12 protein-coding genes and 2 pseudogenes are annotated in these 14,266 nt (G+C 35.7%); 6 read left to right on the top strand and 8 right to left on the bottom strand.

All coding sequences use genetic code 11. From position 1 onward, the window contains the following. Positions 1 to 7: 7 nt before the first annotated feature. From RV15_RS19155 to RV15_RS05430, 4 genes and pseudogenes are all read right to left on the bottom strand, one after another. Positions 8 to 667: pseudogene (locus RV15_RS19155) on the bottom strand (SbcC/MukB-like Walker B domain-containing protein); the annotation flags it as partial. Between the two features lie 896 nt (positions 668 to 1,563). Continuing rightward, a pseudogene (locus RV15_RS19160) lies at positions 1,564 to 3,151 on the bottom strand (AAA family ATPase); the annotation flags it as partial. 1 nt (position 3,152) lies between these two features. After that, complete coding sequence (locus tag RV15_RS05425) at positions 3,153 to 4,292, bottom strand: exonuclease SbcCD subunit D (RefSeq protein ID WP_071877032.1); 1,140 nt, start codon at positions 4,290 to 4,292, stop codon at positions 3,153 to 3,155. Between the two features lie 199 nt (positions 4,293 to 4,491). Then, positions 4,492 to 4,866, bottom strand: a complete 375-nt coding sequence (locus RV15_RS05430) for a winged helix-turn-helix transcriptional regulator (RefSeq protein WP_071877033.1) — start codon at positions 4,864 to 4,866, stop codon at positions 4,492 to 4,494. A gap of 155 nt (positions 4,867 to 5,021) precedes the next feature. Here RV15_RS05430 and RV15_RS05435 point away from each other — a divergent pair, with 155 nt between their 5' ends. Next, positions 5,022 to 6,203 (top strand): NADH-dependent flavin oxidoreductase, encoded by a 1,182-nt coding sequence (locus tag RV15_RS05435; RefSeq protein WP_071877034.1) that lies wholly within the window; start codon positions 5,022 to 5,024, stop codon positions 6,201 to 6,203. A gap of 80 nt (positions 6,204 to 6,283) precedes the next feature. Here the strand turns inward: RV15_RS05435 and RV15_RS05440 are convergent, their stop codons facing one another. Beyond that, entirely contained in the window at positions 6,284 to 6,904 is a 621-nt protein-coding gene (locus tag RV15_RS05440) for a lysophospholipid acyltransferase family protein (protein ID WP_071877035.1), read from the bottom strand. A gap of 156 nt (positions 6,905 to 7,060) precedes the next feature. Between RV15_RS05440 and RV15_RS05445 the strand changes: the two genes are divergently transcribed. The 5 genes from RV15_RS05445 to RV15_RS05465 are packed head-to-tail and all read left to right on the top strand — an operon-like array spanning position 7,061 to position 9,922. After that, on the top strand, positions 7,061 to 7,333 hold the full coding sequence (locus RV15_RS05445; protein WP_071877036.1) for a GNAT family N-acetyltransferase: 273 nt from the start codon (positions 7,061 to 7,063) through the stop codon (positions 7,331 to 7,333). A gap of 15 nt (positions 7,334 to 7,348) precedes the next feature. After that, the gene (locus RV15_RS05450; protein WP_071877037.1) at positions 7,349 to 8,083 is read left to right on the top strand and encodes a tRNA1(Val) (adenine(37)-N6)-methyltransferase; all 735 of its coding nucleotides are present in this window, start codon (positions 7,349 to 7,351) and stop codon (positions 8,081 to 8,083) included. Continuing rightward, positions 8,073 to 8,333, top strand: a complete 261-nt coding sequence (locus tag RV15_RS05455; RefSeq protein WP_071877038.1) for a GIY-YIG nuclease family protein — start codon at positions 8,073 to 8,075, stop codon at positions 8,331 to 8,333. The genes RV15_RS05450 and RV15_RS05455 overlap by 11 nt, the downstream gene beginning before the upstream one ends. 13 nt (positions 8,334 to 8,346) lie before the next feature. Next, the gene (locus RV15_RS05460) at positions 8,347 to 9,021 is read left to right on the top strand and encodes a response regulator transcription factor (RefSeq protein WP_071877052.1); all 675 of its coding nucleotides are present in this window, start codon (positions 8,347 to 8,349) and stop codon (positions 9,019 to 9,021) included. A 4-nt stretch (positions 9,022 to 9,025) separates the two neighbouring features. Continuing rightward, the gene (locus RV15_RS05465; RefSeq protein ID WP_071877039.1) at positions 9,026 to 9,922 is read left to right on the top strand and encodes a sensor histidine kinase; all 897 of its coding nucleotides are present in this window, start codon (positions 9,026 to 9,028) and stop codon (positions 9,920 to 9,922) included. Positions 9,923 to 10,012: 90 nt separating this feature from the next. Here the strand turns inward: RV15_RS05465 and RV15_RS05470 are convergent, their stop codons facing one another. The 3 genes from RV15_RS05470 to RV15_RS05480 form a co-directional block, all read right to left on the bottom strand. Further along, positions 10,013 to 10,978: an alpha/beta hydrolase gene (locus RV15_RS05470; RefSeq protein WP_071877040.1), complete on the bottom strand. Its 966-nt coding sequence runs from the start codon at positions 10,976 to 10,978 to the stop codon at positions 10,013 to 10,015. 371 nt (positions 10,979 to 11,349) lie between these two features. Next, the gene (locus tag RV15_RS05475) at positions 11,350 to 12,018 is read right to left on the bottom strand and encodes a recombinase family protein (protein ID WP_071877041.1); all 669 of its coding nucleotides are present in this window, start codon (positions 12,016 to 12,018) and stop codon (positions 11,350 to 11,352) included. Between the two features lie 452 nt (positions 12,019 to 12,470). Further along, positions 12,471 to 14,012 (bottom strand): serine hydrolase domain-containing protein, encoded by a 1,542-nt coding sequence (locus RV15_RS05480; protein ID WP_071877042.1) that lies wholly within the window; start codon positions 14,010 to 14,012, stop codon positions 12,471 to 12,473. Positions 14,013 to 14,266: the final 254 nt, after the last annotated feature.

The following is a 14,266-nucleotide window of genomic DNA, read 5'->3' on the forward strand; positions in this document are numbered from 1 at the left end:
CTAGGCCTTAAGCCGTTTGATAGGTCACTTGACTCTGACCATTTCCATTTGTTTTAATTTGTAGTTGTTGCGGAATTCTTGCTTTTAACTCACTTACATGACTGATAATACCGATCATTCTTCCTTCGTTTTCGATTGTTTCCAGCGCTTCCATGGCCATTTCTAAAGCCTCTTCATCTAAAGACCCAAAACCTTCATCAATGAACAACGCTTCGATTAAGACACCGCCTGCGTGCTCTTGGATTACTTCTGCTAACGAGAGGGCTAACGCTAATGCTGCAATGAAGCTTTCTCCACCAGATAGCGTATGGGCACTGCGCGCGCTTCCCGCATTATCGTCATAAACATTGATTTCAAGCCCTGTTTGATTTTTATAGCTGCCTGAATCTTGATTCAATTCAAACTGATAGCGATTATTTGTCAATAATCCTAAACGTTGATTAGCTACTTTCAAAACTTCTTCTAAATAGGTTTGTAAAACATATCTTTCCAAGCTGGTCTTTCTTGGATTATCGCCATTGACTGTTGCAGTCAGCTGATGTAACGCGGTAACTTCTTCCCATTGCTGCTCAACTGAGGTAATCAATTCTTTTACTTGCTGTTGAATCGTTTCATTAGCCTGCATTTTTTCTTGCTGCTGATAATAACTAGCTTCTTTTGCTTCGATCAATGATCTCAGTTTTTCTATTTCATCCAGAATAGTTGCTAACTCTGGCTGCTCTTTATTTTCTAGCTTTTGTTCTAGTTCTTTTAATTGAAAAACAAGTTGATCTTTTTTCTTATCAAAAGCTGTCAATTCTTCTTTGATTGTTTCAAGTTTTGGCACTTCTCTTAGCAAGACACGAAGCATTTTTTCATCTAGATCAAAGCTTGAGTCTTCTATTGCCTCAGCTAATTGCTTTTCTAATGACCTTTTCTCAGTTAGATTGGTTGTTTTTTCTTTGGTAAGGTGTTCTTCGCTATTTTTTAGCAAAAGCTGATTTTCTTTGGATTTAGCTAAACAATCTGCAATTTCTTGCTTTTGTTGCTCCCATTGTTCAACTTGTTGTTCAAGTTGGGTTTTAGTTTCAGTGATATCAGCTAAAGAAAGATTATCTTCACCTAATTGTTCTATAATCGTTGTGATTTTCGTTTGGTTTGCCGCTTGTTCCTGTTGCTTCTCACGGACAACTTCTTCTTGTCTCAATACTTTTGCTTGGTGATCTTTGACTGTTTTTTCAAGCTCATTGATTCTATGCTTAGCAGTTTTGATTCGTTCAGCTTCGCGCTCAAGTTCGTCAGCTGTCACCTCAAACTCAGCGGTTACTTGTTCAATTTCAGCAGCGGTTAAAGGAGTGTTTAAGATTAGGTTTTGTTTTTCTTTTAATTGCTCAATTAATGTATTGACTTTGCTCTTTTGCTGCTTTGTTTCTTGCTGTAATTCTTGCTCTGTAGTGTGATATTGAACTATTTGAGCTTGTAATTTTGCAACTGTTGCAGCTTGCTTTTGAGCTGCTTGCTCCAACTCGTCTAATTGATTTTCTAGTGACTGGATTTCTTCTAGTGAAAATTCTTGATGCTCATTTTGCTTTGGATGCTCGACCGAACCACAGACTGGACAAGGTTCCCCTTCGACTAAAAATAAACTTAGCCGACTGATTTGCATTTTTGCCCATTGGCTTTTTTGACTTTTAACTTGCTTATCAAGCGTTTCTTGCATTACTTCTGCTTGTTTAAGTTCCGTTTTCAGTTTACTCAGCTGCTGTTCAGTAGCTATTTTTTTTGCTGCAAGTTGTTGCAGATTTTCCCAGCTTTCTAAAAATGTCAGCCATTGTGTGTGATGACGCTCTAATTTTAATTGTTCATTTTCGATCTGAGCCTGTCGTTCTATAACCATGAGCTCTTTTTGATAGTCTTGCTCAGCACTTATCTGCATTGCTTTGATTTCTTCAAGTTGTTTAACTAATGCTTCAAGCTCTAAACGATTTGCTTTCGATGTATTCGTTAATTTGGCTTTTTCTTCATACAAAGGCAATTGAAATTGCAGCTTTGCTAGCCTAGCCTTGTTTTGTTCCATTACTATAGTCAGTGCTAAAACTTCTTGTTGCTGCTGTTCCCACTGCTGAATTGATTGTTCTTGTGTCTCTTGTTCTGTTTGATTTACTTTGAGTTCTTGCTCGTATGTTGTGATCAAACTAGCCTTTTCATCGATTTTTTCGATCAGTCCTTGATGATTTTTTACCCATTGAAGTTGCTGTTCTTCCATTCGAAGTTTGTTGATCATTTCAGCTGCTTGTTCAAGCTCTTCTTTTTGGCTTTTGAGTTGATTTTGTTTAGCAAAATCATTCAAAAGTTCCTCTAAGGTAAACTTTTCTTGCTCTTTTACGTGTTTTTGTTCCTTCAATACGGTTAATTCGTTCTGTTGAACAAGTTGTTGCTTGATCATCGTTTCTTGTTGGTGCATAAGCGCACTTAATTGCTGCTCTACAGACTGCTCTTCCACTATTGGCTCATTCCAATGTAATTGATCTAACTTTACCTGAATCGTTTGTTGGGTAGCTTCGATTGCCTTATTGACGGTCTTTAACTGGTTCTTAAGCTGATCATTCAACGTTTGATACAATTGTGTACCAAACAAATTGCGAAGTACTTTTTCTTTATCATTACTGTTTGCGATCAAAAATGTCCTAAACTCACCTTGGGGCAAGAGAACAATTTGAGCAAACTGAGTTGCGTCTAAATGGAGGAGTTCTTGGATAAAGCTATCGACTTCACGACGCTTTGTATATTCTCTAAGTTCTTTACCCAAATGGTCTTTAACAATCAATGAAATCTTGGCGCTTTGAGTCCGAGTACCATCACCGCGCTTTTTAAACAACTCTTGTTCTGGCTTTCTCTTGATATCATAAAAATAATCACCATGGGAAAAAGCCAAATGAACTTCGGTCGGCTCTGATGGGTCGGCAAAAGTTGAACGCATCTCTTTGCCTTGACGCAGCTTTCCTGAGCTTTCGCCAAATAAAGCATAGCTCATCCCGTCAAAAATGGTTGTTTTCCCCGAACCAGTTTTTCCACTGATCAGAAATAAGGAAGAATCCTCAAATTTACTAAAATCAATGGTTTCATCAATATAAGGTCCAAAGTTTTTCAATGTTAGCGTTAATGGTTTCAACTTATTTCCCTCTTTCTGTCTGATGAATTTCTGCCAGATTGTCTTTGATCCAGGTTTGCTGCTGCTGCGTTAATGCTTCTCCGGTTACTTCTGAAAAGAATTGATCTACTAATTCTGTTGGTGCTAAAGTCTTGATTGATTTTTTTGTTTCACTTTTTTTCTGCCGTTCTTCTCTTCCAAATAAGCGTTCTACACCGATCACTCTTGGATAAATCTGTCTTAACTGATTCATCATATTAGGGATCACTGCGCGATCTGTTAATTGAATTTGTAAGTAATTCTCACGGTCGATCGACGTATAAAATGCTTGTGCCGTCAACTCTTTGAAGCTGCCTTCGATTTGCATGACATCTCTTAAAGGGGTAATTTCTTTAAAGGTAAAAGTTGTATCGGAAGCGTCTGTATCCACGAGCCAAACACCCTTTTTCTGATTCATCTCAGACAAAGAAAATTTTAATGGCGAACCACTATAACGTGCATTTTCAGCCTGTAAAGCATTCTTCCCATGTAAATGCCCTAAAGCCACATAATCAAATGAGTTTAATAATGTGAGCGGCACTGTATCTAAACCACCGACCATTAATTTCGTTTCTGAGTCCGACTTTTCACTGCCAGCCACAAAAAAATGACTAACTAAAACATGGGCCATATCAGGCTTAAATTGTTTTTCCATTGCGCTGACTACTTCTTTCATCGCTTGTTCAATTGTCCGGATCTCATCATTTTCAAAATATAAACGTGCTGAAATTGGTTCAAAATATGGTAACAGAAAAAACTGGGTATTATTCATCTCAACAGGTTCAAAAGCCTGATCCAAACGCGTATTCAAATGGAAATTTGATTGAACAAACCATGGCCCGCCTGTCTCTAAACGAGTACTGCTGTCATGATTACCGGAAATAGCCAAAACCGGAAATTGCTCCTCTAAATTCATTTCTACGATCATCCGGTTGAAAACTTCAATTGCTTCAACAGAAGGAACCGAACGATCATATAGATCTCCTGCAACGACTATTGCATCTACCTGTTCGGTTTTAGCAATCGCTAAAATCTGTTGAAATGCATCTACCTGTTCTTCTAATAAGTCATAACCATGTAATTTTTTACCAATATGCCAATCTGCTGTATGTAAAAAACGCATTTTTCCACCACCTAAAAAAGTCCTTCTTACTATTATACCAAATTTACGGGAAAATATATGGTTCAAACGTATCATATTTTGATTATAGTAAAACAGTTGCTTCTACTTCTCTTAATTCAGATTTTTTTAAGTTTAGACAAAAAATAAAGACAGCCCAAATTACTTAGCTGTCATTCGTTTTGTAGCGCTATGTTTAAGGTTAATAATTTAAAAAACCCGAATAATTTTCACTTAAAATCTCAACATCTTTTCCAGTCTCAATCAAACTTTGTACCCTATTTTCGCCCCAAACAGACATTGCTATCAAGATATCTCTCAATGATTTGCCTTCTTCTGTTAATGAATATTCTACTTTGGGTGGCACCTCGTTATAAATTTTGCGAGTGATAATCTTATCTGCTTCCAATTCCCGTAATTGTTGAACAAGCATTTTTTGCGTAATTTGAGGAATGTGTTTTTTTAACTCTCCAGTCCTCATTGTACCATTGCCCAGATGACATAAAATACTCGGCTTCCATTTTCCCCCAATAACCTCCAAAGTTGCTTCAATAGACATGTAATAAACTTTTTTCATATTACCATCCCTTTCACTCTTCACAATTATTACTTTTTGGTTACTATAGCACTTAAAAGTAGGTACTTGTTACTTTTGGCTTAACATTTATACTAGCACTTACAGGGAAGAAAAACAAAATCACTCTTCTCAACAAACACAAAGGAGCGAATACTATGTCCCAAAACTTTTTATCTAGTTATTCATTTTCTAATGGACTAAATGTCAAAAATCGGGTTGTAATGCCCCCTATGACAACTCAGTCTAGTTTTCATAATGGAATGGTCACGTCAGATGAGATTGCTTATTATGCAATGCGTGCAGGTGGTCCAGGAATGATCATCACTGGTGTTGCGAATGTCAGTGCAGGCGGCAAAGGCTTTGAAGGAGAATTATCTGTTACCAACGATGAGATGATCCCAGGCCTACAAAAACTTGCTACTGCAATCAAACAAGATGGGACCAAAGCAATTTTACAAATTTTTCATGCTGGCCGTAAATCAACTAGCAGTATTTTGAGAGGAGCACAACCAGTGAGTGCAAGTGCTCTTAAGGCGAGTTATCCAGCAGATTCTGAATTACCTAGAGCGTTAACACATGAAGAAATTCTGCAAATCATAAAGGATTTTGCTGAAGCAACTCGACGTGCGATCTTAGCGGGATTTGATGGCGTTGAATTACATGGAGCAAATACTTATTTACTACAGCAGTTTTTCTCTGAAAACTCAAATCAACGCTCAGATGAATGGGGCGGCTCATTAGAAAAACGCTTGAAATTTCCGTTATTAGTTATTGATTCCGTCAATCAAATGGTCAAAAAGCATACGCAAAATCCATTCGTAGTCGGCTACCGCTTATCACCAGAAGAAATCGAAACACCAGGTATTCGCCTAGCTGACTCTTTATATTTGGTCGATCAAATCAAAAATAAGGTGGATTATATCCATTTATCAATTGGCAATTACAAGCGGACTTCTTTAAATGATGAAGCAACCAAAGCAACCTTGATTTCTCAATTTTCAGCTAGAACGAAGGGCTTTGTTCCTTTGATTGGTATCGGATCTGTTGAACAGCCGGAAGAAGCAGCAAAAGTCATGGCAGACGGTGCTGATTTTGTGGCGATTGGTCGGGAGTTAATTCGCGAACCTAAATGGGTACAAAAAGTCGCATCTGGTGACATAGCAAGTATTCGCACTAAAGTAAGTCCTTTAGATACTGAAGAATTGCGAATTCCAAGTGTTATGCAGGATTATCTAAAAGAATCTTTTAACAGTGTGATGCACTATACAACAGATACTTCCACTGCTCAATACTATGAAGATACACCTGCACCGATGGAAAACTTTAAAAAGCTTTAACAATTGATATTCAGCATAAAAACTGGACCAAAATAACAAAAGAACGAACCAAAACATTCACCGTTTTGGTTCGTTTTTTGTTATTCTTTCACTTCATATTTGAAATTAGGATCGATTTCTTGATCTAAGCGATCAAATGAAGCCTGCATTCTGCGTTCAACTTCAGCAATGCCCTCTTTATCCATTTTGGGAATATCGCTAACGTCAATTGGTTCGCCAAATCGAACAGTAACCCGACGACGTTTGAATAAATCTTTCAAGGTTAAGGGCCCTTGATATACCGCCGGAACAATGCTTACTTTAGCCATCTTTGCAATTAACGCCACACCGCCTTTTAACTCAGAAGAATGACGGGTTCCACTAGGGAACATCACCAAGCTTAAATCAGTGTTCTTCAGTGTTTTTACCGGTGTCTTAATAGCGCTTGGACCAGGCTTTTCCCGATCAACAGGAAATGCATTGGCATGCTTTAAAATAAAGCTCAGAAACGAATTCTTGAATAATTCTTTTTTGGCCATAAAACTAAACTTTTTTGGTGATCCGCCAACAGCTAAATAAAGTGGTTCCCACCAAGTTCTATGAGGTGCTACTAAAATATAATTTTCATTTTGAGGAATACGGTCTTTCTTTTCATAGTGTGCATTGCCATTGATAACAAACAAAACAACCCGGACAACGCCACGCATAAATGTAAAAAACATGTTCTTCTTCCTTTCTTTTCACTAGCTATAAGTATGCCGAAAACAAACACTTTTGACAAGTCTTTTTCAGAGGTTTCTTCTATATCTTAATCGTAGTATAATATAAGGATATCTTGGATTCCATCAAAGCGCTTAAAAAAATGGAGGTGTCCATTCATGATCGAATTTAGATCACTATCTAAAGATGACAATGAAGCTGAATTGATTGCGTTACTTTCTAAAAATCAAGAAGAGGTAAAAAAGGTTCCTGCTGAACAATTGGCCATAAAAGAAGGCTCATCACTGATCACGATTCCTACACAAGATCATCAAGCAAAAACGTTTTACGAAAAGTTCGGCTACCATGATTTTGGTAAACTCGATAATACACCATTTATTGGCACAACCAACCATCATTTAGTCAAACGAATTGAACACGAAAAAAATTAAAGGAATGAATTATACATGTTATTACCAGGTGAACGAATCGATCAATTATTCGCAGACGATATTCAGATCATTCAAAGTAAAGAAGTTTTTTCTTTCTCAATCGATGCTGTTTTACTCGCAAATTTCCCTCTATTTCCTAAAAATGGTTTGATTGTTGATCTTTGTGCTGGAAATGGCGCCGTTGGTTTATTTGCCAGTCGAAAAACCAACGCGAACATCAAGCAAATTGAGCTACAAGAGCGTTTAGCTGACATGGGTAAACGCAGTATTCAGTTAAATCAATTGGAAGATCAAATGACTATGCTTGAATTAGATTTAAAGCTAGCAACAACTGCTGTAAAACCTGATTCTGTTGATTTAGTGTTATGCAATCCGCCTTACTTTAAGGAATTGCCGACAAGTCAAAAAAATCCTAACCCTCACTTAGCGATCGCCCGTCACGAAATACATACAACACTTGATGAAGTTGTTGCAGTATCTGCAAAACTCTTAAAAACAACTGGACGCCTGGCAATGGTTCATCGACCTGACCGCTTTTTAGACATACTACATGCAATGGAGTCCGCTAATATCGCACCTAAACGCGTACGTTTTGTTTATCCTAAAGTTGGAAAAGAAGCCAATACCTTATTAATTGAAGGTATTAAACAAGGCAAACAGGATGGCTTTCGCGTTTTGCCGCCGCTATTTACCTATGATGAACAGAACAACTATTTACCAGAAATGAAGGCGATGTTATATGGCGAGTAATCATTATTTTTATGTTCTTCACTGCAAAGACAATACCTTTTACGGTGGCTACACAACAGATCCAAACAGACGCTTGAAAGAGCACAACAGTGGCACTGGCGCAAAATATACACGACTGCCCTCCCGCTTACCTGCAAAAATGATCCATATTGAAAAATTTAGCAGCCGCAGCGAAGCAACCAAAGCAGAGTATGCATTTAAAAAGTTAACGAGAAAACATAAAATTGCTTATTTAAAAGAAAAGGAGTAAATGAATGACTCTTATGAAAAAAATCTTACTGATCGAAGACGATGAAAACATTTGTGACTTAGTTCGGCTCTTGTTTAAGGACAAATATGAGCTATCTGTAAAACAATCCGGTACTGAAGGGATTCTGGAAGCACTCAGCTATTCTTATGATTTAATTTTACTTGATCTCATGCTGCCTGGTGTTACTGGCGAAAGTGTCTTGCAGACCATCAGAAAGACATCGGACGTTCCGATCATCATTCTTACAGCAATCGATACTAAAGAAAAAACAGTAGAATTACTCCGCAATGGGGCCAATGATTATGTGACCAAGCCCTTTCATATTGAAGAGTTGGAAGCAAGGATCGAGATCCACACACATCAGACGCATGTCAAAGAAAACCAAATTCTCATACATAAAAATTTAAGTGTAGATACCGAATCTTCTGAAGCGTTCGTCCATAAAAATGCTTTGACTATTTCTAATAAAGAGCTTCAAATCTTAGAGTTACTATTGCGTCATCCAAATAAGATCTATTCTAAAGCCAATTTGTATGAGACCATCTGGCATGACGCTTATATTGGCGGAGAAAATACTGTGAACGTCCATATTAGTTCCCTTAGAAAAAAATTGAAAGAATTAGATCCCAACGAAGAATATATTGAAACAATCTGGGGTACTGGTATTCGCTTATCAAAGGAGGGCTGATTCGATGCAGTGGACACTATTATTTGCGTTACTTTTTTTAGTTGTGAGCGGTTATTTTATTTTCATTTTAAATGAACTGCGCCACATTGTTACCCAATTGACCTATATCACTGAACATGAAACTAATGCGGAGCTGACTTCTACTTCAAAAAATAAATTAATTAGAAATTTACTGTCTAAAAATAACCTTCTCATTAAGAAAAATAAAGCTTTTTATCAGCAACAACGGCAAAAAGAAAAAGAAGTTCAAAAAATCTTAACCAATTTAACACATGACTTAAAAACCCCCTTAACCGTTTCATCTGGTTATACTCAACTTCTTTTACAAGAGATTGAAAGAGAAGACCATAAAGAAATTTTAGGAAAAATCGACACTAGCCTAATGGATATCTCTCATTATTTGAGTTATTTAATGGAATATAATTTGATTCAAGAAAAAACACTCAAATTAAATCTGGAAGTGGTAGATGTTTCTGAGTTTTTACAAGAGAATCTTTTTACCTACTACGAAGAATTTGAAAAACAACAAATTCATTTAGACTTACAGATTCAAGAACACCAAAAACTGCTATTGGATGTTTCAGTATTACAACGATTGCTTCAAAATATTTTGGGCAATATCCTAAAACATGGCCATCAATATGCCCATGTTTCATTAGAAAACAAGGCAAATAATATTCAAATTACATTTTCTAATGGTTTATTAAAACCCGTGGGAGATGTCCAAATTTTCTTTAACCGTTTTTTTACAGAGGATTTATCAAGATCAAATAAGAGTACTGGTTTAGGCTTAAGTATTATTAAAGAGTTGGCAAGTTTACTCCATAGTGAGGTTACGTTGCATACAGAGAAACACGAGTTTCAATTAGTTTTGACCTTAAAAAATAATTCAGAAACATAGTTTTGCTATAAAAAAAATCAAGCCTGATGTTGATGCAACACATCAACATCAGGCTTGATTTTTTTCTTATTCATTTATTTTTATCATAATTTATTTTTCATTCATAAATTGCTTGAACTTTTCTGCGATTGCTTTTGATTGAGTATGATGTAGGGAATGTGGACCGGAAAGCTCAACTACTTCACCTCTTGTGACACTTTCAGCTTGTATTTTATGCCATTCAAGCCAGTTATCATCGAGCTCAACAGTGTCTTTTGCTACAAATAACAATACAGGCAATTCTTTTGGAAAAGCTTGCTTTCTAGCTGCAGGTATATTTTTTTCTAGCAACTGTTGTTCATTTCGAATCATTTTATTATTATAATTTTTCAAGTTTAGCATAAGATTTTGTTGATAGGTTTTCTTATCTATTCCATCAAATGTTAAAGCGTTTTTAAGATTAGGACTTAAATTGACCATTATTCGCATTATTCCAGCTTCAGTAAGAAAATTTGTCATTCTATCATCGACTTTTTCTGCTGGTTGATCGGGTACACTATTATCGATACCCACAAAAGCTTTGACACTTTCTGGATAGGTAGCAACATAATTCAAACTATAGATTCCACTGATTGAATGCCCCATCAAAATAAAAGAATCGATATTTAATTTTCCAACCACTTCATGGATTTCTTCAGCGATGTTTGCTGATGTTCGATCACGCTTTGTCTGACTACTTAACCCGTAACCAAATGGTTCGATTACCACGACGCGATAGTCATTTTCTAATTCTTTCGTTAAGGGTGTGTAGTCCAAAACTGGACTACCAGTTCCAAGGCCAGGGAGTAATACAATCGTTTCTTGCCCTTGCCCTTTTTCAACTACATTTATCATACCGTCAAACACTTCAATTTTTTCCCCATAGTCTTTGATTTGGCTCGCTTCGTTGTGCAAGCTAATCTTGTTAAAAATATAAATTCCAGCCATTGCAAGAACAATTACTCCCACAAGCGCCAATAGTGTAATTTTTAGAATATGTAACGCGTATTTTAATCCTTTTTTTTTAGTTTTTTTCATTTCTATTCTCCTTTTATATTTTTTTTAAGCATTTACAGAGTGATTATTATCAGTCCATCACAGTACCTAACCTTCAACTTAAACTAAATAAAAACTCTTCCACTAATCTACTAAGTTCGTTGAGCTTAGAATCGAATCAATGTTATCTACTGCTTATTGGGTAGATGCTATAACCATGTTCACCTCCAAAATTAGACTTCTTTAGATGAACGTCTGAACAAGTCGTGCAATTCGACACTTAAACACATAATAAAATATTTCATAACGCTGATTTAACAAGCTTTTAAGTTTGTTAAATCAGTTTTTTTGTATTCTTGTTCAGACGTTCGTATAAAAAAGATTTAGTTAGACAATAGTCATATCACAAACAACTAGTGCTTACTAGTAGCGTTATTACCATTTCGTCTGGATAAATTGTGAATTCTAGCGACTTTGTATACAGAACTTTCACTTACTTTGAGTCGCCTAGCAATTGTTTTAACTGGTACACTATTTAATTGGTATAGCTTTACTATTTCCATTTTTTTCTTTTCTGAAAGTCCAGGATTGCCTAAAATCACACCGTTCTCTTTCGCTTTCTTGAGCCCCGCCTTGGTTCGCAATCTTATATTATCAAGTTCTATTTCCGCAACATATCCAAGTACAATACAAAGTAAACGACCAGTAAGTGAATCAGTTTCAATGTTTTCTTGTAAGCTAATCAACTTAATATTATGTTGATTAAATTCGTCAATGAGAGAACCTAATTTGCTCATGCTGCGAGTGAGACGGTCTAATTTGTAAATGTATAATGAAACTTGTTTGCCTTGGTTAGATAATTTTTTAGCCAGATTAATAGCTTTTTCTAGTTCTGGGCGATCATCATTACTTCCGCTTTGTTTTTCACTGAATAGAACATTACAACTTGCTAGAGCTTCTGTTTGAATTTCTACACTTAGACGCTGACGTTCATCTAAAGACGAAACACGGACATATCCCACCTTTACAATTTTTAAATGTTCTAATTCTTGTTGTTTACTTTGCCCTTCTAGTTTTTCCATGTCCTAAACCTCCAAATATTTTCCTTACATTTATGTGGTATAGTTTAAACACAGGAGATTGCTATTCATAAAACTATAAAAATTATAGATTGTTTACCTCTAAGTTTAGATTGACTTACCAGACAGAAATGAACTAAGGTAACACTTTTTGGCAAGCAATAATTCAAGTGCCGAAACTGTGTCTAATTATATTACACTAATTTCAACTTTTACAGATTCTTCATTACAAAAAAAATGCTAATTCTTCAACAATCTTTATTGTCAGGAGAAACTAATTTAACTTGATTTAAAACAAGCACTATAATTTTAACTGTACGATCCTTTGGTCTCATAAATTAGTATAGTGTTTTACAGAATCTTAAATAGTAGACAGAAACTTTATTATTTAGTTATCTGTCTACTATTACCCAAGTAACTGTCATAGATTTTGTTCTCTTCAAAAATGTTATTCTTTAAAAGAATAAATGAACATTATAAAACTGCACAGTAGTAAGTAAGCCGATTATAATCAAGAAAATCGTCAGCCATTTTGCCTCATTTTTACGCCAAGTTGCCGCTAGCCAGACAATCATTCCGACAGTGAATATCGGTAACAAGCAATTAATATAAAATAAAGGTTGCATTGAAGAAATAATCATCAGAGAATTTGATAAAAAATTCATGATCATAGCAATCCCTACGCCCAATACAAGTAAACCAACAACTGAGAAAGCTGTGAGTACTGTATAGTTTTTTGACCAGCCGTCCGCTTTCTTTTTACGTTTTTGCTTGATAAACTTAATCACTAGATAAATCAATGATCCTAAAAATCCTAGAATAGAAATGGCAAAAGCTACCAAGTTAAATAATTGTGTGTCTAGAATCGAAGTGACAGGTAAATAATCTCCTACAATTCTTTTAACTTGTCCTTTTTCGTCGAATTCAAAATACATATATTTTTTTCCGTCTATATTTTTTTTCTTTTGGGCTACTTGATAGATTCCTGATTTCAATTCGACTAGTGGAATAGCTTCCTTTTCTCCTGGTATTTTTACATTAATGCCGCCTTCTTTGTTCTCTGTTATGATGAGATCATCATTCATAATAATGTAAGCAAATTTTGCCATAGTTGAATGTACTCTTCTCGATGAACGATAGCGTCCTACTACTTTTTTATCTGTAGGACTTTTTTTCAAGGATAAATCAGCAGAATCAGAGGGTTTCCCTAAAAATATTGTTTCTATCTCGCTTTGAACAGTACTTGTCACGCCAGACAAACTATTTGTTAATAAGACAATGCCTAGTCCTTCTTCTGGAACCAGGCTTAGTTCTGAAAGGAAGCCTAATGTAGCTCCACCGTGTTCAATGATGCGCTTGTTATTGACCTCTTTTTCCCAGAATCCATGAGCATTACCTAAAGCTTCTGGCATTACTCCATCAGAATGCGTTTGCATCTGTTTTAACGTTTCTGTTTGATTAAAGATCTTGTAGGGAGCAGTTCCTTCATAATTTAGTTGAGCTATCATAAAATGGTTCATATCTGCTGCACTCGATAGTAGCGATCCTGCTGGAAAAGTATTACTGATAAAACGATCCATTACTTCAAATGATGATTCATTTGATCTATAACCTAGGCTTACATTGTCTTTTATTGTAGGCTGGTCCTCATAAACCATAGAAAACGTTGAGTGATTCATCTGAAGTGGTTTTAGTATGTTTTGGTTCATGTAAGGTATAAAATCTTGGCCTGTTACTCGTTCAATGATATAGCCTGCTAATGCGGTACTATAATTTGAATAGGCTGTGACTGTCCCAGGTTCATAGACTTGCTTTGGTTGTTCCTTTGTAATTGTTTCTTTCAATGGTCTGATTTGTTCTACATTATCTAGTTTTAATCCTTCTAATCTATCTTCAAAACCTGCTGTATGATGCATCAAATCCAAAATAGTGATTTTTTTGTTAAACGTTAAGTTTAAAGTTCCTTCTGGCAAGTAGTCTTGAATATCTGCATCCAAATTTTAAATTCGAAATAAAAAGAAAACAAATAAAAAATCCCCTCGTAGAACAAAGATTTTTGATTATCTCTGCTGTCTTCTACGAGGGGACCATAAATATTCGCTTTTTATTTAATAACATAGAACTTTATTTCTTAAAAAATACCTTTCCGTTATTTAAAAGAATAAATGGACATTATAAAACTGAATAGTTGTAAGTAACGCAATCAGAATCAAGAAAATAGTCAGTACTTTTGCGTCATGCTTACGCCAAT

The organism is Enterococcus silesiacus, from assembly GCF_001886225.1.
Classification (GTDB): domain Bacteria; phylum Bacillota; class Bacilli; order Lactobacillales; family Enterococcaceae; genus Enterococcus_L; species Enterococcus_L silesiacus.